The following is a 20,927-nucleotide window of genomic DNA, read 5'->3' as shown; positions in this document are numbered from 1 at the left end:
GAGCCACCCATGATTGATGCAATTGTTCGCTACGCGCTAGCGAATCGCTTGATGGTGCTTGTAGCCGTGGTCGCACTGGCCATTGGCGGTTATCTGTCCTACCAGCAGCTCGCGGTAGACGCGTATCCGGACGCGTCGCCGACGTTGGTACAGATATTCACGGCCTCGCCTGGTTTGTCGCCGGTCGATATCGAAACCCAGATCTCCTATCCCGTCGAAATCAGCATGTATGGATTGCCTCGTTTGGAGAAAGTGCAGTCCACGTCTATCTTCGGGCTGTCGCGGGTCAGCGTTTATTTCCAAGACGGCACGGATATCTATTTCGCCCGCCAGTTGGTCAGTCAACGCCTGACCGCGGCACGCCGTGAGATTCCGGCCGGGCTGGGCGAACCGCAGCTTGGGCCGATCACCACCGGGTTGGGCAATATCCTGAAGTACACCCTGGAGGCCGAGAAAGGTGCCGATTTCTCGCTGATGGAAAAGCGCGAGATTCAGGATTGGATCGTCAAACCGCAGCTCTTGACGGTGCCCGGCGTTACCGGTGTGCTGTCGATCGGCGGTGATGAAAAGCAATACCAGGTCCAGCTCGACAGCAACGCGCTGCTCGCGCGCGGCCTGACCGTGGCCGACGTGCGTGCTGCGCTCGAGTCCAACAATCGCAACGTGGGGGCATCGTTCATCGAACGTGGCGGCGAGGAATATATCGTTCGCGGCTATGGCTGGATCGCGCCAAACGAGCAAGGGCTCGCCGACATCCGCAACATCGTCGTCGCAGAGAATAATGGGACCCCTGTGACGATTGGCGACGTCGCCGAAGTGGAGTTCGGTGCAGCGATTCGCCGCGGGACCCAATTGGCCAGCGGCGAGGAAGCGGTCGGCGGCTACGTGCTCAAGCTGATCGGGACCAACACCCAGCAGGTCTTGGCGGACGTCGAGGAGCGTATCCAAGCGATCGACCAATCCTTACCCGACGGTCTGAGTATCAACGCCTACTATTCCCAGTCGCAGTTGGTCGAGAAAGCGATCGGCACTGTCGAGGACGCCTTGCTCGAAGGCGCGGTGCTCGTATTCATCCTGCTCTATCTGTTTCTCGGCAATCTGCGTTCGACGCTGATCGTGGTCGCTAGCCTGCCGCTGTCGGTACTGGTCGCATTCATCGCGATGAACGCGGTGGGGCTGTCTGCCAATCTCATGAGTCTCGGTGGCTTGGCGATTGGCATCGGCATGATGGTCGATGGTTCGGTGGTGATGATCGAAAATATCTTTCGCCATCTCGAAGAGCGGGCGGGCGAGGATATCTCGATGCTCCGGCTGGTCGGGGAGGCCGCACGCGAGGTGGCCCGACCGATCGTATTCGCCATGGGCATCATCATCATCGTCTTTCTACCGCTGTTCACCCTTCAGGGCGTGGAAGGCAAGCTGTTCTCGCCCATGGCCTATACCATCAGTTTCGCCCTGCTGGGTGCGTTGCTGCTGGCGCTGACCTTGGTACCGGTATTGACCACGCTGGTATTCAAGAAAGACAGTGTGCACGGCGAACCGCGGCTCATTGGCTGGATCAAGCGCGGCTATCGGCCGCTACGCGACGCCGCCCTCAAGGTGCCGGCCGTGGTTCTTGGCATTGCCTTGGTACTGTTCGTCGGCAGTCTGGCGATCTTTCCACAGTTGGGTACGGAATTTGTGCCTACGCTGCGCGAAGGTACGTTCATGGTGCGTTCCACCTTGCCACCGGGCGCCAGCCTGGCTTCGGCGATCGACTACGGTAAGCGAGTCGAGTCGGTGATGGGCGATTTTCCCGAAGTTACCGGCAGCTATTCGCGGGTGGGTCGTGCCGAGGTGGGGGGCGACCCCGAACCGGTTAACGTGGTTGCCACCACGGTCAATCTCAAGCCCTTGGATGAATGGCAGTCGGGACGCTCGTACGAGCAGCTGCAAGCGGCCATGTCCGAAAAGGTCAACGAGCAGGTTCCTGGCCTGGCCAACAACTTCTCCCAGCCCATCCAGCTGCGCACCGACGAACTGCTGTCCGGGGTGCAGGCCCAATTGGTCGGCAGCATCTTCGGCGAGGACCTGGAAACGTTGGCCCGAATCGGGCAGGAGGTCAGCGCACAGGCACGCCAGGTGCCCGGGGCTGTCGATGTACGTATGCAACAGCAAAGCGGCAAGCGCCAGATCGTGGTCAAGCCGGATCGCGGCGCGTTGGCGCGCTACGGTATTGCTGTGGATGACGTGCTTAGCACGCTCAACGTCGGTGTCGGTGGCGCAACCGTTGGCCAGGTCTTCGACAAAGTGCGCCGGTTCGATATCTTCCTGCGGCTAAAAGCCGATCAGCGTGAGCGACTGGATTCGATTCGGGCCTTGCCGCTGCGCAGCAGCAGCGGCGAGATCATTCCGTTGTCGCGGGTGGCCGATATCGAGGTATACACCGGGCCTAAGAAGATCTCGCGGTCGAAGGCAAGCCGGCGTATCTACGTACAGATGAACGTACGCGGCCGCGACATGGGCAGCGTCGTGCGCGACCTGAAACAGCGCATCGACGCGAACGTGGACATGCCGCCGGGTTATTTCGTGGAGTTCGGGGGTCAGTTCAAGAATCAGCAACGGGCTATGGCGCGACTTTATTTAGTGGTACCGGTCACGCTGGGGCTAATCTTTCTGCTTTTGTTCAGCGCCTTCGGCAGCCTGCGCTATGCGGCGTTGATATTCCTGAACGTGCCGTTTGCTATCACCGGCGGTATTTTCGCGCTCTGGATTTCGGGGCTCTATGTCTCTGTGCCGGCGGCTGTGGGTTTCATCGCGGTCTTCGGTGTGGCCGTGCTCAACGGTGTCGTATTGGTCTCCTATATCAACCAGCTGCGCGAGCAGGGCATGGAGATCGCCGAGGCCGTACGCACCGGCGCGGAGCATCGCCTGCGGCCCGTTCTCATGACCGCGTCTGTGGCGATCCTGGGCCTGATTCCGCTGCTGCTGGCCGATGGGATCGGCTCGAACGTGCAGCGCCCGCTGGCGGCCGTCGTCATCGGTGGGCTCATCACTTCGACGCTGCTCACGCTGCTGGTGCTGCCTAGCATTTATCGCTGGTTCGCCGAGCCTCGGCGCGAAGTCGACGTGTAAACAGGAGCAAACCCATGAAAGAAATAAAAGCCTACGTGCGTGAGCACATGCTCGACAAGGTCATCGATGCATTGGCGGCGATCCCGGGAATGCCCGGAATCGCCGTAGTGCATCTGCGCGAATACGGCCACGCCACGGAGGAGGGTGGCCTGGTACGAATTGATATGGCGAAACTGGAGATCGATGTCGGCGACGCCTTGGCCGACAGGGTGGTGGAGACAATCGTCTCCCATGCCCGCACCGGGAGCGGACACCCTGGCGATGGTCGGGTTTTTGTGTCCGATCTCGGTCGAGCCGTTCGAATTGCCGATGGCGGACACGATTCTGATATGGGGGCGCCATGAGCCGCCATGACATCCGTAAACTGACGGGTCTCGCGTTGATATGTGCCGTCCTGCTCAGCGCCTGCTCGGCCGATCAATCGCCCGATATAACGGTCGAAAACGAAGCAGTTCGGACCCGTATCCTCAAGACCTACGAGCGTGCACAGGCGGGCGAAGCGGAGGCTCAGAATTCGATCGGAAAAGCCTATGCTATCGGCGATGGACTAAGGAAGGACGAGGACAAGGCCCGCGAGTGGTTCCAACGCGCCGCAGAACAGGGTCATCCGGTGGCCCAGTACAATATGTATTTGTTGCTGACTCAAGGCGTCGATGTAAGCGAGAAAGACGCCGAGCAGGCATCGAAATGGCTGCATGCCGCCGCCGACCGCGAATTGGTACTGGCCCAGTTCCGCTTGGCCGAGCTGTATCGCAAAGGCGAGGCCAACGAGCCCCGAGACTTGGCGCGTGCTGCAACTTTGTATGAGTCTTCCGCCGCCCAGGGGTATGCGCCAGCTCAATATAATATTGGGCGGCTGTACGAAGATGGGCGAGGCGTGACGAAGAACGAGGCTACGGCGTTCTTGTGGTTCATCAGAGCTGCTAGGCAGGGCGTGGTTGACGCCCAGATAAAAGTCGGTACGAAATACGCATCGGGCAGTGGGGTCGCAGCCGATGATGAAAAAGCGTTCCGCTGGCTCGAGCGCGCTGCTTTTCGCAATTCGCCGATCGCACAATACAACCTCAGTGCGCTGTATGCGCTCGGCAAAGGAGTCGAGAAGAATCTCGTCAAAGCGTACGCTTGGTCTGAATTGGCTGCCAGTCAAGGTGTTCCTGCTGCCATCAAGAACCGCGAGGCTTTCCCGAAAGTACTAGGCCCCGAACAGCTTGAGCAGGCGAAAACACTCTCAAAACAATTGGCCGCCCAAATTGCACCCGCGCAAACCCATGGCCATCGGGAAAACAGCTATTTCGATAACGGAAGCTCGGATCCGATTTCGGGTTTGGAAGCCTTCGAGTCGCGCTCTCAGGCGGGCGATGCGAACTAATCCGCTTGGCAAGATATAGAGCCTTGGATTATTGACCCAACCTGTCAGGAGATAATCATGTCAGGACATGACCACAGTCATAGTCACGGCAGCACTAAACTGCTGTTGGTTGCCTTGTTATTCACGACCGCATATGCGGGCGTCGAAGTAGTGGGCGGCCTATGGGCCAACTCGTTGGCCTTGGTGGCCGACGCCGGCCACATGATCACGGACTCCATGTCACTAGGAATCGGTGCTTTTGCGGCGTGGCTGAGCCAGCGTCCCGCCTCTACAAATCACACCTATGGGCTTCCCCGAGCCGAAGTGATAGGTGCACTGGTCAACGTTCTGTTCATGTTCGGCATTGTCGTCTGGATCGTTATTGCAGCGATAGAGCGGCTGGCCAATCCGCAACCGGTTGGCGGCGCCACGGTGATGGCCGTCGCGTTCGTCGGCCTGATCGTGAATATTGCCGTAGCCTGGCTTCTGATGCGCGGCGAAAAAAGCATGAACGTGCGAGCGGCGCTGTTGCACGTCGTGGGCGACTTGGCTGGCTCAGTGGCCGCGCTTGCGGCCGGCTTGATTATCTATATGACCGGCTGGCTGCCGATCGATCCGCTTTTATCACTGTTCATCAGCGTGTTGATTGCCATCGGTAGTGTTGGCATTCTACGCGACGTATTGCGAGTACTCATGGAAGGTGTCCCGAAGGGCATTGATGTCAGAGAAGTCGAGCGGGAATTGGTCAAGATTGACGGCGTCACAGGCGTTCATCACGTGCACATTTGGTCGTTGTCATCGAGCCGCCATGCCCTCTCGGCCCACGTCCAGCCAGTTGACATGACTCAGTGGGAAGCACTTCTCCCACAACTGCAAGCGGTGCTCAACGAGCGATTCGAGATCACACACACGACGTTGCAGGCCGAAACATCAGTAAACCTGGCTGATTGTGAGACGAGTACAGGTGACGAGAAGCGGTCGTGACGGTTTACGACCGTCGAGAGCCGCCGCCCGAGTGTGGCGCCTTGCCTTTCTCGCCGAATGAGACGAGGTCCCCTCCTGCGGAAGCGGTTTTTAGATCGCAGCGAGCGGTCAATTCACGAAACAGAAAAGCTCGTACGCTAAGTCTCTGTGGTAGTAGCTACGCGAGCGCCTGCTCAATCAGGAGATAGCAGAGGAAGCCGATGAAGAAAGTGGCCGACCCGAATGCGGTATCGCCCTGTTCATGCGCTTTGACAAGAAGCTCTTCGGTCACCAGATACATGAACACCATGGCGCCAAAGCCCAGCACGGCGGCCATGACCGGTTTTGAGGCGCCAGTAAGCACGGCGACACCCAATGCCGTACCGACAATCGTAAATAGGGCAAGGCCAGTCGGCAGTGAGATCAATGCCCAAGGCGACCGGGTCGGCAGAGTTGCCGCGAGGGCGAGGCCGACGAACAGATATTCCAGCGTAATCGCGATGGTGAGCAAGATGCCGGTTTGGCTGTTGTTAGCGAAGCCGGCACCGAGCACCACGCCGTCAATAAAGAAGTCGATGCCGATGGTCGCGATCAGCCCGATCGCCAGCGGCGAACCCCGCCGCTTGGCTCACCGCTCTGTTGCATCACTGATGTGACGCATCGCGAACATAACCAGAATCCCCAGCCCGAAACCGACGATGGCGGGTAGCGGCGCCGAGTGCAATACGCCCGGAACAAGTTCGATAGCCGCTGCCGCGAACACGGGGTCAACTCACGAAACGGAAAAAATCGTACGCTAAGCCTCTCGTGGCGTCCGTAGTGGCCGGAAGCGGCCCCGCTCGACCCGTTTATCCTGTTGCCAGATATAGTCGCCGGTCAGGTTGATGTGCTCCCAGCCCAGCGGCGACAGATGCGACAGTAGCGTGTCGTCGATTTCCTGTCCGGATTCGCGCAGTGCTTGAATGGCTCGCTCTATATAGACCGTGTTCCAAAGAATAATGGCGCTCACCACGAGATTGAGCCCGCTGGCGCGGTAGCGCTGATTTTCGTAGCTGCGATCGCGCATCTCACCCAGCCGATTCAGGAAGACCGCGCGGGCGAGTGCATTCTTGGCCTCGCCCTTATTCAAACCCACCTGCACGCGCCGGCGCAGCTCGACGTTTTGCATCCAGTCGAGTGCGAACAAGGTGCGCTCGATGCGGCCCAGCTCACGCAATGCGACCGCTAGCACGTTCTGGCGCGGATAGCTGCCAAGTTTTCGGAGCATCAGAGAGGCCGTCACGGTGCCTTGCTTGATCGACGCGGCCAGACGCAGGATCTCGTCCCAATGCGTTCGGATGTGTTTAACGTTGACGCGGTCGCCGATCATGCCTGCAAGCGTGGGATAGCGCTTGGCGTCGCCGTGGATATACAAGCGCCGGTCGGCCAGATCGCGAATACGTGGCGCGAAACGATAACCAAGCAACTGCATCAGCGCAAACACATGGTCGGTAAAGCCGGCCGTGTCCGTGTAGTGCTCTTCGATCCGCAGGTCGGATTCGAGGTAGAGCAGCCCGTCCAGGACATGCGTGGCATCGCGTACGGTCGCATTGATGACTTTGGAGTGGAACGGCGCGTACTGATCGGAAATGTGCGTGTAGAACTGCACGCCCGGCTCCTGGCCGTACTTCAGATTCACGTGACCGGCGAATTGGCCCCGACCGCCGGCCTTGAAATTCTGTCCGTCTGAAGATGAAGTCGTGCCGTCGCCCCTATAAGCCGCGAACGGTTGGCGGAACTGCGTGTTAACCAGCTCGGCCAGGCCCGCGGAATAGGTCTCATCGCGGATGTGCCATGCCTGCAGCCAAGTCAGCTTGGCGTAGGTGGTCCCAGGACACGATTCGGCCATCTTGGATAGGCCCAAATTGATCGCATCGGCCAGAATGGTGGTGAGCAGCAGTTGCCGATCGCCTGCGACCGCGCCGCTCTTGAGGTGCTTGAAGTGTTCGGTAAAGCCGGTCCAGTCATCGACTTCCAACAGGAGTTCGGCAATCTTGAGGTGTGGCAACCGGCTATAAGCCTGTTGCATCAACGCGTCGGCACTGTCGGGTACGGCGTTATCCAGCGGCGTGATCTTGAGGCGCCCAGCGGATGTAATACCTGCATCGGGTAACTCGTCGGCGGCCGCCAAGCGTTCAACGGCCGCCAGCTCATGCTCCAACGCAGCCAAACGCGATTCCAGATCGCGTTTCGCAGTCGGTTTCGACAGACAACCCGAGATTCTGTTGCTCGCGCTGATCGGCGAAGCGTGTCGGCGGCAGCAGATAGTCCTCGAAGTCCTTGAATTGGCGCGAGTCCTGGTCCCAGATGTCGCCCGAGCGCAGCGCGTTCTTGAGCTCTGATAACACGCACAGCTCATAGAAGCGTCGATCAAGCCCGTCCGGTGTAAACACCAGACTTTCCCAGCGCTTGCGCACGAAGCAGATCGGCGCACCGTTCGGCACCTTGCGCGCTTGGCGTTGATTCATGTCTTTCAACAGCTCGATGCCGGCGAGTAGCTTGCGCGCTGCCGATGCGGCCTTCATGTCCAGCGCATCCAAGTACGTCGGCGTATAGCGTTGGAGCGAGTTGAAGCCGCTGCCGATCAAGGCGAGATAATCGAAGTCCTCCGACTGCGCCAGCTTCTCTGCCTCGGCGATGCTTTCGCTGAACACCGCCCAAGCATGATCGCCTCGATGGCAGCAACCGGATCGCTGCCGGACTGTTTGGCGTCTATAAGCGCACGCCCAATACGCGAATAGAGAGGTACTTTGTTGTTGATCTCCTTGCCGGAGCGCTGGAATTGTTCCGCGTGCTTGCGCTTGGCTTTGCTGAACAGCGAGCCCATGAAACGATCGTGCAGGTCGATAATTTCGTCGATCAGCGTGGCCCGTGTATCGAGGATGAAGGCCACCAGGGTCGCGTAGCGACGGGTCAGCTCCAGATCGCGCAAGTGCTGAGCGGTCATCTGCCCGCCTTCGCGGGCCAGTTTCAGCAGACGGTTCTGATGGACGGCGTGTTCGAGCCCGGCCGGGATGTTGAGATCGTGAACGGTCTGCAATCGTTCGAGATGGACCAGAATATGTTTGGGCCGCTGCGGACCAGGCGACTGGCGCAGCCAGACCAGGACACTGCTCGACTTCTCCTTGCGGATCGCCAGAAGCTGCTCAAAGGCGTGGCGATGCTGGTCAGTTAATGATTCGGTCAGCGCTTCATACACCAAGCGGGTGCCACGCGTGAGCGCTTCGCTGCATACGCGCTCGATCACATCCAGCGGCGGCAGGATGATGCGCTGTTCCCGTAGCATCTCGACCAATGCCTCAGCCAAGACGATGCCCCGGTCCGTTTGTTGGGCCAAGTCAGCGATCGGCAGGATGAGACGCCGATAATCGACTAGGCTGAACGCCGACAGATTCAACCAGGCCTACGATTCTGCTAAGTGCTCACGCCGGGTTTCGGGCCGCTGGGCATACTGCGGCCAAATGTCGGGATCAATACTGAACTGCTGGCCGATGAGGGCCAACAAGGACGCAGGCGGGGCGGGATCAGTCGGCAGCGCGATGCCGGGATAGCGCAGGTAACACAACTGCACCGCGAAACCGAATCGGTTGTGTTGGCCACGCCGCTGTCGGATCACCGACAGATCGGGCTCGGAGAACGCGTAGCGTCGGATGAGTTCATCGTCCGTCGCCGGAAAGGCGAGCAGGCTTTCTCGCTCGGCAACGATCAATAAGCGGCGACGAGGCATGATCAGGCATCCGCCTTCAGGTATTGATAGAGCGTTTCACGGCTGATACCAATACCAAAATCGCGAGCCAACTTCGCCTTCTGCTCGCCATTCGCGACGCGCTGCCGCAGTTCAGCGATCCTGTCGGGCGATAGCGCTTTCTTTCGGCCTCGATACGCCCCGCGTTTCCGGGCCAGGGCAATGCCTTCGCGTTGACGTTCACGAATCAGTGCGCGCTCAAATTCGGCGAATGCGCCCATCACGAACAGCATCAGGTTGGCCATCGGCGAGGCCTCGCCGGTGAAGGTCAGATTTTCCTTGATGAATTCGATGCCGACACCGCGCTGGGTCAACGACTGGACCAGACGGCGCAGATCGTCGAGGTTACGTGCAAACCGATCCATGCTGTGGACGACGACAGTATCGCCCTCGCGAACAAAGGAAATCAGCTGTTCCAGCTCTGGCCGATGAACATCTTTCCCGGACGCCTTGTCTGTGAACACCCGATCGACCGCGACTTGCTCGAGCTGGCGTTCCGGATTCTGATCGAGACTACTGACGCGAACATAACCAATGCGGTGACCGTTCAAAATGCCTTCCCGAACTCAAGTGTCAGGATGAACTCTATAAGCCTTAGAAAATGCGTCAATAAATATAGGGATAGATCCTATTCTGACAGTTTTAGTATTCGAGGCCTGACGTCCGGTTAGGGTGTGCTTCAATCTGACGTAAAAAAGAAAATGTATGGCGCTCTCGCCCGGGTCTCCCCACCTCCAGCGGCGCAAAAGTCCAACCTGGCAGAATGTCGCGATCGTGAGATTGGCCGACCCGAGTTATTTCTTCTAGAGTTTTCGGAGGCCGCGCGCGAGGAACACGCCTCAGCCGATATGCGAGTGCCTCGGTTGAACTGCCCTCTTAATCAAACGGCCATAATCGGCCGGCTACGGCCCAAGCAATCAGGGCAATGACACCGAGCACCAGCAAGGTTGGGCGCGGTCCGACCGCCGAACCCAGCACGCCAGCCAGCGGATAACCGACCAGCCAGCAGGCATGAGACAACGCAAATTGGGCCGAAAACACGCCCGGACGGCTGCTGCTGTCGCTGGCCGCAGTCAGCAGGCGCCCGACCGGCGTCTGGATCAGACCCAGGCCGATACCCAGCACGAACCACACGGCAAGCAAGCCAGCAAAACCCGGCAACCAGAGACCGCCGATTAGCAATGCCAGGCCGAGCAACAGACCGCCGGCGAGCATCGCAGAGCGTTCGGAATGACGGTCCAGCCAGCGCGGTAGCCACAACGCGGCGAGCATTGAGCCCGCGCCCGAGGCCATGAACGCCTGCGCGACCTGCACATCGCCGCCGCCCAGCGTCTGGCGCACATAGACCACGGTATTGACGATAATCATGGCCCCGGCGGCGGCCACCCCAGCGTATAGCGCCAACACCGCGCGTAGCCTATGGTTGCCCAGATATCGACGGACGCCGGCCGATACCCGCTGCCAGACATTGATTGATCCCGTTTCGTCAGCAACCGCCGGTAGGGCGGTCGTCACGACCAGGGCCGCCGAACCCAGAAAGGCCAGTCCGTTAAGCATGAACAATTGGTTATAAGACACGAGGAACAAAAGCGCGGTAGCCAGCGCCGGACTGAGCAGATTCTCCAGCTCGTAAGCCAAGCGAGACAGCGCCAATGCGCGCGTGTATTGGGCGTCATCGGGCACCACTTCGGGAATCGTGGCCTGGAATACCGGTGTAAAGCCCGCCGAGCAGCCGTTTAGCAGAAAGATCAGCACATAGATCTGCCATACCGCCGTCACCCAGGGCAGACACAAGACAAACCCGGCCCGCAGCAGGTCCAACGTTACCAGCAACACCTTACGCGGCAAGCGTTGGGCATAGCCGCCCACCACCGGGGCGATCCCGACATAGGCCACCATCTTGCACGCCAATGCAATGCCCAGTACGCGACCCGCGTTGCCGCCGGCCAGGTCGTAGGCCAGCAGCGCCAAGGCGATGGTGGTCAGACCGGTGCCGATCAGCGCCGAGATTTGTGCGGCAAACAGATGTCGATAGACCCGATTACGCCACAGGCCGCCGATGGGCTTCGTCGTCATGTTGCAGTGCTTGAGTGATAGAATAGGGGGCTATACTATCTGAGTGAGCCACGGCGAGAAACCAAAGTGCATACGATCCGCGAGAAACAGAAGCTATTAAACCGAGTGCGCCGTATTCGGGGCCAAATGGAGGCGGTTGAGCGGGCGCTTGAAGAAGAAAAAGAGTGTGCCGACATCATGCAGCGCATCGCCGGCGTGCGCGGTGCCCTCAATGGCCTGATGGCCGAAGTACTCGAAGACCATATCCACGAGCACGTGGCCGCCGAGGCACTGGCAGCCGAGCAACGGTCCGAAGGTGCGGTCGAACTCATCGATATCGTCCGCGCGTATCTGAAATAACACCGGAGTTCGTCATGGCCGCCCAGAAATCACCCCTGCATCCGCCATTGGCCGCTGACGATCAAGGTTCCAATCATGGGCACATCGACAGGTCGTGGACAGATATCTCGGGCAGCGTCCGTTTCGCTCTTCTGCTGCTGGCTCGAAGACTTAGCGCACGATTTTTCGTTTCGTGAGTTGACCCCAACAATCCCAACGCGGTCATAGGGTATTCAATACAACGCACTGCGATTCAGCGGACGCAGGAGAACACAGCCTAGACTTAACAATAAAGCAACGTAATACGTTGCTTTACATGTTGTTTTATATTTATTTCCGCCGCAGTGTCTACAGGTACCGCCTGAGGGAATCCTGCCTTGTATATACAACCGCTGCTCTACACGCTGATCCCGGTGGCCGCTGCCGCACTGTCGGGGGTCGTGGCCGCGATCCGAGCGCCCGGAGAACAGGCGACCAGCGTGGTGCAACACTTGGCCGCCGGCGTTGTGTTCGCGGCGGCGGCTATCGAACTTATTCCGGGCGTACTGTGCTCGGCGGCGTTACCCGCCATCGTGGGTTTCGCGCTCGGGATTGTGGTTATGTTCACGCTACGCCACGTCAGTGATGCCGCTGAGCGGCGGGCCAAGCGTCAGGGAGCGCCGCTGGCGATCGGGCTGATCGCGACCATCGGCATCGACTTCTTTATTGACGGCGTGGTGCTCGGTGCCGGCTTCGCTAACAACAGCCAAACCGGCATCTTGCTCACCATTGTTTGCTTACACGGCCGTCGGCGTGCTGCGCGAGGCCTGGGGCAAGCTGCAACAGCCGGAAAGCGTATGACAGAAAAGATTGAGACCGCAGCGCTCTTGCGTCGCGGTTTGTGGCTCGAATACGTGACCCTGGCGTGGAATGTCGTGGGCACTGTGATTGTCATTGCAGCTGCGATTGTTGCGCATTCGATTGCGCTGGCCGGCTTCGGCCTCGACTCTCTCATCGAGATCGGTGCGTCCACGGTCGTGATCTGGCCTTTGCGCGATATCCATGACGGCCGCGAGCCGCTGGCACTGTGCCTGATTTCAATCGCATTTTTTGCGCTAGGGATCTACATTCTGGGACAAACCGCTTACGCGTTTGCCGTCGGCGTGCATCCCAACATTTCACTCCCCGGTATCGGCTGGCTCGTCTTGACCGTAACCGCGATGCTGACGCTAGCTTGGGCCAAACACGCCACCGGGGTGGCGCTCGACAATACCGTGCTCAACACCGAGGCCCGTGTGACGCTGGTCGATGGGGCTGGCGGGCGCAGTACTGCTTGGTCTCGTGCTAAACGCCTTATTCCACTGTTGGTGGGCCGATTCAATGGCCGGGCTGGTGATTTGCTCTTATGCACTTTCAGAGGGCGTTACGGCGTGGGCTGAAGCCAGAACGGTCCGAAAATTACGCATGGCCGAGGGAACAACGTGCTTTTTGCGGCCGGTTTGGGCGGCACACAGACTCTTGATTAGCTCCTCTCCGGAACCGCGCCGGAACAGATATAAGCGGCGCCAAAATAAAGTTCTCGCGTCTCAACGTGCTCGAAGTACCGTTCGATCGCAGTGGCCGGTCGCCGCCTGACGATATCGGGCGTCACCCCGGCCGGCCGATTCAAAAAGACAGCCAAACGGGCCAGCCAGGTCGGCCAGCGCTCCGGCCATTGCAGTTCAAAATTGGCAATCCGCGCGCCCGCATTCACAGAGGATGCGGCTTTCGCGACTACGTGGCTGTAATCGGGCACGGTGGCCAGCGCCAGGGTGGCTAAAATGCCGTTCGCCTGCGGCGGCAAATGGAACGTTGAAATATCCGCCTCGATCAACGTGACATTGTTCCAGCCGGCCTTATGCACGCGATGCTTCGCCTTTGCCAACATCGCCGGTGTCAGGTCCACACCGATAATATTACCGGATTCACCGATCGCAGCATGTAAATAAGGGAAGTTTAAACCAGTACCACATCCGAGATCGACCACGGTATCGCCCGGCCGAAGCTGCAACGCGGCAACGGTCTGCTGTCGATATGCCTCGATACGCAAGCCAACAGCTCTATATAACCCCAATCCTGGGTCGTAGAGGCGGGCCAGTGTGTTGTAGCGCTTGCGAAACTCGTTTTTGTCCCACGCCATATGAACTCCGAGCAACTTTATCCATGTAAATCTAAAACGGCTTGATCTTGACGAGCGAGAGAATCAGGAACAGCGAGACGGTAGGCATCCCGCTCGTGGCCCGAAAGTAACCCGGCGTGCCGTGATTGCGGTTTTCGCCAAATTTTGTTTTGCACCTGATACCAGCCGCGGAAGGCGAGCAGAAGTAGGACGAGAACGAGCTTGGTATGAAACCAGCCGTTGTGAGCGATCCAGCTCCCGCCGATGAGCGTGCGGACGACACGTTTACGCGTGACCGCCAGCGAACACACACGAATCGCCCGACCCTTCCTCCATGGTGATACGCGCCGAATCATCGGTTACATGTTCGGCCTGGAGCGTGCTGTGCTCAATCTTGAAGCCGTCGTGCAGCATCCTTTGGACGGCGCGCCGGATCGCATGGCAGTCGGCGTTTGTGCCGACCAGAATATCGCCCGACACGCAGGGCATGCCCGAGGTGACTTTCCAGACGTGCAGATCATCTACACCTAGAACGCCAGGTACGTCGCGGATAGCTTCATTTAGGGTTTCCGGATGCAAACCAACGGGGGCGGCCTCGAGGAAGATTCGTCCGGACTCACGCACGAGACCTATTCCCGCTTTGAGCATCAGCGCGGCCACGATCAGCGCGGCCACGGCGTCCAGCCGATACCAGCCGGTCCACCAAATGGCAAAGCCCGCAATCGCGGTCGCAATAAAGGCATAAAGTCGGTCAGAATGTGCTGAAAACTGCCTTCGACGTTGAGGCTTTCACGATTGGCCTTGCTCAGAGCCCAGGTCGCGCCGAGATTGAACACGATGCCGACAAGCGCCACTACCCCGACGAACAGTCCGTCGACCTGCGGCGGCTCTATCAGCCTCAAGACGCCCTCGATGAGAAACCACACCGATAAAAGCAGAAGCGTGATGCCGTTGGCTTGCGCGCTCAGGATTTCAGACCGCTTTAGTCCAAATGTGTACCGACCGCTGGCCGGGCGGCTCGCCAGGCTCATCGCTACCAGTGCCAGCCCAATCGCGCCCGCGTCTGTAAGCATATGGCCAGCATCCGCGATCAGCGCCAGCGAATTGACCACAATACCGACCACGACCTCAAACATCATGAAGGCGACCAACAAACCAAGGGCGGTATACAGATAGCGTCGATCCGCGTCGGCAGAAATGGCATGGCTGTGATCGTGATGACTATGATCATGACGCATAAAAAGCTCCGTTTCGCTGTGCTCGAACGACCGACATGCGGCGCGGTCGGTCATTGTCCGCCTTTTCACTACTACAATTGAATATATGTTTGTATAACCGCGTTACACAATTGCAGGCTCGGCCAACAAGGAAAAGGTCAGCGACGCTTTATTCGTTAACGGCCACGGGGCGTGGCTCGGAAAAACTCGTGCGTGCATCACGCAAGACACCTACCGATGAATGCAGAAATAGCCCGGCGATGATCGTGCCTACTGCGACGTCGGGCCATACGCTGTTCGTAAACGCGACTAGAACGGCGGCGACCAATACGCCGCCATTCGCGAACAGATCGTTGCGCGAACAGATCCAGGAGGAACGCATATTCACGTCGTCGCTGCGGTGGCGCGTGAGGAGCACAAGACAGACCACGTTCGCGACGAGCGCAATCAGGCCGACGATCGCCATGATGGTCGGCTCGGGCGTCTGTCCAGCCACGGCTTTGGTCGCCGCTTCACCAAGCACGAGCAAACCGAAGGTGAGCATGATCAGGCCTTTGAATCCGGCTGATAACGCCTTCCAGCGCATGCTTTTCGCAACCACGAACAGGCTCAGACCATAGACCATGGAATCGCCCAGCATGTCGAGCGAATCACCCATGAGCGCTGTTGACGAGGCCAGCCAGCCAGCAGTGAACTCGAACAGGAACATAACGGTGTTGATCGCAAGTACGGCCCAGAGCATGCGCGCCTGCCGACTGCGCATGTGCTGAAGATGGACATCATTTTCACTGCAACAACCAGCCATGGCTTTCTCCAATTTCAGTTGACTGCGCCATCATCAACGTTAAAGTCAGTTGAAGGTCAACCAAAGGAAAAGCAATGTTTACGATAGCGGAAGCGGCTCGGCAAGCTGGATGTCCAGCCTCCACGATCCGTTATTACGAACGGGCGGGCTTGTTGCCACCCGCGCAACGTGGCGACAACGACTATCGCTATTACCAGTCGGGGGATATAGCGCGCTTGGCATTCGTAAATCGTGCGCGCGAACTGGGGTTCTCCATTGCGTCGGTCGTCGACTTGCTCCGCTTGGCAGATCACCCGCAGCAGCCTTGTGAAGCCGTGGATACGCTGCTAGCTGAGCAGCTTGGTTCGGTTGAAACTCGTATCGGGCAATTGCGTGAGCTCGAAGCCCGGCTGTTGCGCCTACAAGCCGCCTGTAGCGGGCATCATCGGATGCAGGATTGTGGCATTCTTGCCGCGCTGTCGGAATCCGAAAGCCACGACAAAGATACGGTTTGAATGTCCTGATCACGTTTGCGCTATTTGTGCTGACGGCAGTCGCCGAGCTGTTGGGCTGTTATCTGCCGTATCGATGGCTCCGAGAAGACGGCAGTATCTGGCTGCTCGTGCCGGCCGCGTTAAGCTTGGCCGTTTTCGCGTGGTTACTGACGCTGCACCCGCAAGCAGCCGGGCGGGTGTATGCCGCCTATGGCGGCGTATATATCGGTGTGGCGCTGATCTGGCTTTGGTTGGTCGAATCGATACGGCCCAGCGCAACCGACGTAATCGGCGTTACGGTCAGTTTGATCGGCATGGCTATCATCCTGCTCGGCTCGCGTCAGCCGTAAAGCCGGTAGTAGCAGTGCCTGCACCGGAGGCCGCGATGTCGATCATCCTCGGTTGCCAAGTTAACGAGCTCAATAAGTAAATCGACAGAAAGGGCGAGATACCGCCTTGCACGTCGGCCGGCAAGACATTGGTCCAGAGAGCACCACAAGCTGCGAGACGTACTTTGGGTTGCGGTCAATATGTAAGAGATCTCGTGATACGACCGTCTTATGCGTCGAGCTACGATAAGGGATTTAGCGTAGCGCACCTGCCGCGCAAACGGACCGGGTATGTTTTTTTACCGACTTTCCATAATCTCAGGAGCTAAGAGCGCCCAAGAGTGTTGCTTGACAAATTATTCAATAAAAACAATGACGTATAGATATGCAACTGTTGCGCGGTAATTATAATGGGTGGGGATCGAAAAAGAACCTCGATTCAGTCGTCGCTGTCATCAATCGCTTCGATCTGGTGGCCGTCGAGGAGGTCATGGATCTTGAAACCGTCGAGAAGCTCGCAGACAAACTGTCTGCCCTGTCAGGTGACAACTGGGGGCAGCTCGGCAGTCGAGCGGTCGGCCGAGGCTCGTACAAAGAGTACAGATTAGGTGTCGAGGTATGGACATAGCTAAAATCGTATACTTGAAAGCCCCAGCGGCATAGAAGGGATGTCCATGGACCATGCCGTCTTAAATGCCGGATGTCGCGATAATGTCCATGACGTTTGCATGATGCTAACGACGGCATCCGACCCAGGCTGTGTGAAAACGCCGCGCGTCGGCTAAACTTTCCGCAGGTCATTGGCGGAGTGCTTAATGAGTCGTTTCGTGACTGGTGATGACCGCGCGCAGAGCGCGCTGCTGCCGGCAAGCCTCGACGACTACGTTACCGAGGACAATCCAGTCCGAGTGGTTGATGTCTTCGTTGATAACCTCGACCTCACCGATCTGGGCTTTGAAGGCGTCGTCGTCCAAGTCACCGGTCGGCCCGGCTATCACCCGGCCACGATGCTCAAGATCTATATCTACGGGTACCTAAACCGTGTGTAATCCAGCCGACGGCTGGAACGCGAAGCTCAACGCAATATCGAGCTCATGTGGTTGACCGGTCGTCTGGCGCCCGACTTCAAGACGATCGCGGATTTCCGCCGTAACAATGGTCCAGCAATTCAACGCGTATGCCGTGAGTTCGTGATGCTGTGCCGTCGTCTAAACCTTTTCTCGCAGGCGCTGGTGGCCATCGACGGCAGCAAGTTCAAGGCCGTTAACAGCCGTGATCGCAATTTCACCCGCGCGAAGGTCAAACGACGCATCGAGCAAATCGAAGCCAGTGTCGCCCGCTACCTATCAGAGCTCGATAGTGCTGATCGTCAGAGCCGAAGCGGCCTCACCGAAGTCCGCACGACAAGACTTCGAGACAAGATCGACACGCCGCGATCGGAAATACAGCGCATGCAGTTCATGGCGAAAGCTGTAGACGACGCCCCGGATCATCAGATTTCATTGACTGATCCGGACGCGCGCTCCATGGCGACGAGCGGCAAAGGCTCTGGGATGGTCGGCTACAACGTTCAATCGACTGTCGATGCAGAACGTCACCTGATCGTTGATCACGAAGTCACCAACGTCGGCCACGATCGCACGCAACTGCAGCCGATGGCGGATCGAGCCCGTTCGATCATGCAGACCGAGAGACTGACTGCGGTCGCCGACCGGGGATATTTCAACGGCGAACAGATCGTGGCCTGCGAGGCCGCTGGCATCCAGGTTCACGTGCCCAAACCGCAGACTTCCAACAGCCAAGCCCGTGGTCAGTTCGGAAAACGCGACTTCATCTACGAGCCCGACAGCGACACCTATCGTTGCCCGGCCAATCAGACCTTGATCTGGCGCTTTACCACGGTGGAGAAAGGCCAGACGCTCCATTGCTACTGGAGCTCAGCCTGCAAGACGTGTGCGATCAAGGCGCAGTGCACGTCGGCGGCGCAACGCCGCGTCAAGCGATGGGAGCACGAGTCAGTGCTCGAGACCATGCAGCAACGCTTGGATCTGGATCCGAATCTGATGCGGATACGGCGACAGACGGTCGAGCATCCCTTCGGCACGCTCAAGTACTGGATGGGCTCGACACACTTCCTGATGCGCACGCTCGCGCATGTGCGAACGGAAATGAGTCTGCATGTGCTGGCCTACAATCTGAAACGCGTGATGCGAATCCTCGGAATCGGACCTCTGATGCGGGTAATGGCTACCTGAGCGTGCCCGGCTCTTGTAAGCAGCCCTTTCAAAGCGCTCTGGGGCCCATATCAGGCGTGATGAAGTCACGGTCCTGCGTTCTGTTTACTCTGATCCATTGCTGCCACACGAGACCTTCAGCGCCTAAAGTATGCAGCAGCTAATGGGTAAAGGACGCCGGCTCACGCGTTTTCACACAGCCTGGACCCATAGCGGATATCCACAGCTCGCTGGTCGAAGTGAGGCAGATGCATGGATCCAGCCACTATAGCCTGGCAAAATCACTGCTAGGTTTTCGCAGCTTCGTGAAGTCTTGTCCAAAGCATGGGGTTCTACGCCGTTTCCGCGGACGGTTGAGAACAGGTTAACGGATACTTTTGATCTTCAGCAGCCATGCGCTGTCGGATACGCGGATTATGGAAGCGCTCGATATAGTCGAAGACATCGGTCCGGGCTTCGGTTAGCGTCTGATAGCGCCGCCGGTTGGTAATCCCCCCAGAAAAGAGCGCGGGTCAGAAGTGGAATTTTCTCGCACCCTGAACCGGGGAGGTTCCCGCGAAGAAATCCCGTTACACCGACAGCCAGATCCTGGCGATCCTCAAACAGGCTGAGGCCGGCACGCCGGTACCGGAGCTCTGTCGTGAACACGGCATGAGCTCGGCCACGTTCTACAAGTGGCGCAGCATGTACGGCGGCATGGACGCCTCGCTCATGGCCCGCATGAAAGAGCTCGAGGACGAAAACCGGCGCCTCAAGAAGATGTATGCCGAAGTACGCCTCAAGGCCGAGATCGTCCAGGAGGCGCTCACAAAAAAGTGGTAAGGCCATCTCGCCGCCGCGAGATGGCCCAGCGCAGCGTGGCTGAGCACGGGATCAGCATCCGCATGGCCTGTGCTGCGTTTTCGATCAGTGCGACGTGCTACCGGTACCAGCCCCGATTATCCGATGAAAATGCCGAGATCGCGTATTGGTTAATACGTCTGGCCGATACCCACTGTCGTTGGGGCGTTGGCTTGTGCTTTTTTGTACCTGCGCAACGTCAAGGGCTTTCGCTGGAATCACAAGCGCGTGTATCGAATCTATCGTGAGCTCGAATTGAATCTACGGATCAAGCCGCGCAAGCGCTTGTGGCGCGAGGTGCAGGAGAAACTGGCGGAGCCCGAGGCGATCAACCACGCCTGGTCCATGGATTTCATGCACGATCAGCTCAGTGATGGCCGAGGCTTCCGGTGGTTCAACGTCATCGACGATTACAACCGGGAAGGACTGGGGATCGAAGTCGATCTATCCCTGCCCTCGGCACGGGTCATCCGCAGCCTGGAGCAGATCATGGAATGGCGCGGGAAACCGAAGGCGATCCGCTGTGACAATGGGCCGGAGTACGTCAGCGGTCCACTGACGGTCTGGGCCGAGAAACACGGCATTACGCTCAGCCCGGCAAGCCGCAGCAAAACGCATACGTCGAGCGCTACAACCGAACCGTACGAACCGACTGGTTGAGCCAAACACTATTTGAATCGATCGCTAACGTCCAGGACGCCGCGACCGAATGGCTCTGGGCTTACAACAACGAACGCCCGAACATGGCGCTCGGCGGCATCACACCCAAGCAGAAACTGGGCATGGCCGCTTAGCTCCACTTTTGATTCGCGTTAAAAATTGGGGGATTACCCGGGCAGCTATAGATCAGCGTGAAGGGCAGCTTTGGGCCGACAACAGAAGTTGAGGGAAGGGCTGCGGATAGCCTCGGTCAAGTGCACAATTTGGCGACGCGGTTCTACTCGTATTGCGCGCGATCCACCAGATACTGCACCAGCAGCCCGACCGGGCGGCCGGTCGCACCCTTGTCCTTGCCGGATTTCCAGGCCACGCCGGCGATGTCCAGATGCGCCCAGCGCAGCTTGCGCGCGAAGCGGTGCAGGAAGCTGGCCGCGGTGACCGCGCCCGCACCCTTGCCGCCGATATTGGCCATGTCGGCGAAGTTGGAATCCAGCTGCGACTGGTAGTCCTCCCACAGCGGCATAGGCCAGGCGCGATCGCCCACGGTCTCGCCGGCGTCGCGCAGGCTGCGGCGCAGCGGGCTGTTGTTGGAGAACAGCCCGGCCGCGTGCGCACCCAGGGCCACCACA

14 protein-coding genes and 6 pseudogenes are annotated in these 20,927 nt (G+C 58.7%); 11 read left to right on the top strand and 9 right to left on the bottom strand.

What is annotated here, in order from left to right:
* The first annotated feature begins 9 nt into the window (after positions 1–9).
* The 4 genes from ACFOSU_RS10495 to ACFOSU_RS10480 are packed head-to-tail and all read left to right on the top strand — an operon-like array spanning position 10 to position 5,446.
* Positions 10–3,114, top strand: coding sequence for an efflux RND transporter permease subunit (locus ACFOSU_RS10495; protein WP_380689307.1), 3,105 nt, complete (start codon positions 10–12; stop codon positions 3,112–3,114).
* A 14-nt stretch (positions 3,115–3,128) separates the two neighbouring features.
* Positions 3,129–3,458 (top strand): P-II family nitrogen regulator, encoded by a 330-nt coding sequence (locus ACFOSU_RS10490; RefSeq protein ID WP_380689305.1) that lies wholly within the window; start codon positions 3,129–3,131, stop codon positions 3,456–3,458.
* The gene (locus ACFOSU_RS10485) at positions 3,455–4,483 is read left to right on the top strand and encodes a tetratricopeptide repeat protein (RefSeq protein ID WP_380689303.1); all 1,029 of its coding nucleotides are present in this window, start codon (positions 3,455–3,457) and stop codon (positions 4,481–4,483) included. Before ACFOSU_RS10490 ends, ACFOSU_RS10485 begins: the two co-directional genes overlap by 4 nt.
* Before the next feature lie 57 nt (positions 4,484–4,540).
* A complete protein-coding gene (locus ACFOSU_RS10480) occupies positions 4,541–5,446 on the top strand; it encodes a cation diffusion facilitator family transporter (protein WP_380689301.1) in 906 nt (301 codons plus the stop codon).
* 157 nt (positions 5,447–5,603) lie between these two features.
* Here the strand turns inward: ACFOSU_RS10480 and ACFOSU_RS10475 are convergent, their stop codons facing one another.
* The 4 genes and pseudogenes from ACFOSU_RS10475 to ACFOSU_RS10460 form a co-directional block, all read right to left on the bottom strand.
* On the bottom strand, positions 5,604–5,978 hold the full coding sequence (locus tag ACFOSU_RS10475) for a hypothetical protein (RefSeq protein ID WP_380689299.1): 375 nt from the start codon (positions 5,976–5,978) through the stop codon (positions 5,604–5,606).
* A 243-nt stretch (positions 5,979–6,221) separates the two neighbouring features.
* Positions 6,222–9,191 (bottom strand): annotated as a pseudogene (locus ACFOSU_RS10470) (Tn3 family transposase).
* 2 nt (positions 9,192–9,193) lie between these two features.
* On the bottom strand, positions 9,194–9,760 hold the full coding sequence (locus ACFOSU_RS10465; protein WP_380689297.1) for a recombinase family protein: 567 nt from the start codon (positions 9,758–9,760) through the stop codon (positions 9,194–9,196).
* 325 nt (positions 9,761–10,085) lie between these two features.
* The gene (locus ACFOSU_RS10460) at positions 10,086–11,285 is read right to left on the bottom strand and encodes an MFS transporter (RefSeq protein ID WP_380689295.1); all 1,200 of its coding nucleotides are present in this window, start codon (positions 11,283–11,285) and stop codon (positions 10,086–10,088) included.
* Between the two features lie 66 nt (positions 11,286–11,351).
* Here ACFOSU_RS10460 and ACFOSU_RS10455 point away from each other — a divergent pair, with 66 nt between their 5' ends.
* Complete coding sequence (locus tag ACFOSU_RS10455) at positions 11,352–11,624, top strand: metal/formaldehyde-sensitive transcriptional repressor (RefSeq protein ID WP_380689292.1); 273 nt, start codon at positions 11,352–11,354, stop codon at positions 11,622–11,624.
* Positions 11,625–11,980: 356 nt separating this feature from the next.
* Positions 11,981–13,021 carry a hypothetical protein gene (locus ACFOSU_RS10450; RefSeq protein ID WP_380689289.1) on the top strand — a complete coding sequence of 347 codons (1,041 nt, stop codon included), beginning with the start codon at positions 11,981–11,983 and terminating at the stop codon, positions 13,019–13,021.
* Positions 13,022–13,104: 83 nt separating this feature from the next.
* Here the strand turns inward: ACFOSU_RS10450 and ACFOSU_RS10445 are convergent, their stop codons facing one another.
* The 3 genes and pseudogenes from ACFOSU_RS10445 to ACFOSU_RS10435 form a co-directional block, all read right to left on the bottom strand.
* Positions 13,105–13,761, bottom strand: coding sequence for a class I SAM-dependent methyltransferase (locus tag ACFOSU_RS10445; RefSeq protein WP_380689287.1), 657 nt, complete (start codon positions 13,759–13,761; stop codon positions 13,105–13,107).
* 264 nt (positions 13,762–14,025) lie between these two features.
* Positions 14,026–14,978, bottom strand: a pseudogene (locus tag ACFOSU_RS10440) (cation diffusion facilitator family transporter).
* A gap of 148 nt (positions 14,979–15,126) precedes the next feature.
* Positions 15,127–15,699 (bottom strand): cation diffusion facilitator family transporter, encoded by a 573-nt coding sequence (locus ACFOSU_RS10435; protein WP_380689285.1) that lies wholly within the window; start codon positions 15,697–15,699, stop codon positions 15,127–15,129.
* A gap of 137 nt (positions 15,700–15,836) precedes the next feature.
* Between ACFOSU_RS10435 and ACFOSU_RS10430 the strand changes: the two genes are divergently transcribed.
* From ACFOSU_RS10430 to ACFOSU_RS10415, 4 genes and pseudogenes are all read left to right on the top strand, one after another.
* Positions 15,837–16,256, top strand: a complete 420-nt coding sequence (locus ACFOSU_RS10430; RefSeq protein WP_380689283.1) for a MerR family transcriptional regulator — start codon at positions 15,837–15,839, stop codon at positions 16,254–16,256.
* Positions 16,253–16,585 (top strand): YnfA family protein, encoded by a 333-nt coding sequence (locus ACFOSU_RS10425; protein ID WP_380689281.1) that lies wholly within the window; start codon positions 16,253–16,255, stop codon positions 16,583–16,585. The genes ACFOSU_RS10430 and ACFOSU_RS10425 overlap by 4 nt, the downstream gene beginning before the upstream one ends.
* Before the next feature lie 364 nt (positions 16,586–16,949).
* Positions 16,950–17,192 (top strand): hypothetical protein, encoded by a 243-nt coding sequence (locus tag ACFOSU_RS10420; protein WP_380689279.1) that lies wholly within the window; start codon positions 16,950–16,952, stop codon positions 17,190–17,192.
* A gap of 187 nt (positions 17,193–17,379) precedes the next feature.
* Positions 17,380–18,819: pseudogene (locus ACFOSU_RS10415) on the top strand (IS1182 family transposase).
* Between the two features lie 311 nt (positions 18,820–19,130).
* On the opposite strand, the pseudogene ACFOSU_RS10410 reads toward ACFOSU_RS10415, so the two are convergent.
* Positions 19,131–19,280: pseudogene (locus ACFOSU_RS10410) on the bottom strand (IS3 family transposase); the annotation flags it as partial.
* A gap of 103 nt (positions 19,281–19,383) precedes the next feature.
* On the opposite strand from ACFOSU_RS10410, the pseudogene ACFOSU_RS10405 reads away from it, so the two are divergent.
* A pseudogene (locus ACFOSU_RS10405) lies at positions 19,384–20,432 on the top strand (IS3 family transposase).
* A 143-nt stretch (positions 20,433–20,575) separates the two neighbouring features.
* Here ACFOSU_RS10405 and ACFOSU_RS10400 read toward each other — a convergent pair.
* Positions 20,576–20,927 (bottom strand): annotated as a pseudogene (locus ACFOSU_RS10400) (leucyl aminopeptidase); the annotation flags it as partial.

The sequence above is a fragment of the Salinisphaera aquimarina genome (assembly GCF_042643355.1).
GTDB lineage: Bacteria > Pseudomonadota > Gammaproteobacteria > Nevskiales > Salinisphaeraceae > Salinisphaera > Salinisphaera aquimarina.
This window is presented reverse-complemented; position numbering and strand designations above follow the sequence as displayed.

Coding starts and splice junctions, on each gene's coding strand:
- ACFOSU_RS10495 (WP_380689307.1), top strand. CDS start 10: ATGATTGATGCAATTGTTCGCTACGCGCTAGCGAATCGCTTGATGGTG.
- ACFOSU_RS10490 (WP_380689305.1), top strand. CDS start 3,129: ATGAAAGAAATAAAAGCCTACGTGCGTGAGCACATGCTCGACAAGGTC.
- ACFOSU_RS10485 (WP_380689303.1), top strand. CDS start 3,455: ATGAGCCGCCATGACATCCGTAAACTGACGGGTCTCGCGTTGATATGT.
- ACFOSU_RS10480 (WP_380689301.1), top strand. CDS start 4,541: ATGTCAGGACATGACCACAGTCATAGTCACGGCAGCACTAAACTGCTG.
- ACFOSU_RS10460 (WP_380689295.1), bottom strand. CDS start 11,285: ATGACGACGAAGCCCATCGGCGGCCTGTGGCGTAATCGGGTCTATCGA.
- ACFOSU_RS10445 (WP_380689287.1), bottom strand. CDS start 13,761: ATGGCGTGGGACAAAAACGAGTTTCGCAAGCGCTACAACACACTGGCC.
- ACFOSU_RS10435 (WP_380689285.1), bottom strand. CDS start 15,699: ATGCTCTGGGCCGTACTTGCGATCAACACCGTTATGTTCCTGTTCGAG.
- ACFOSU_RS10430 (WP_380689283.1), top strand. CDS start 15,837: ATGTTTACGATAGCGGAAGCGGCTCGGCAAGCTGGATGTCCAGCCTCC.
- ACFOSU_RS10420 (WP_380689279.1), top strand. CDS start 16,950: ATGCAACTGTTGCGCGGTAATTATAATGGGTGGGGATCGAAAAAGAAC.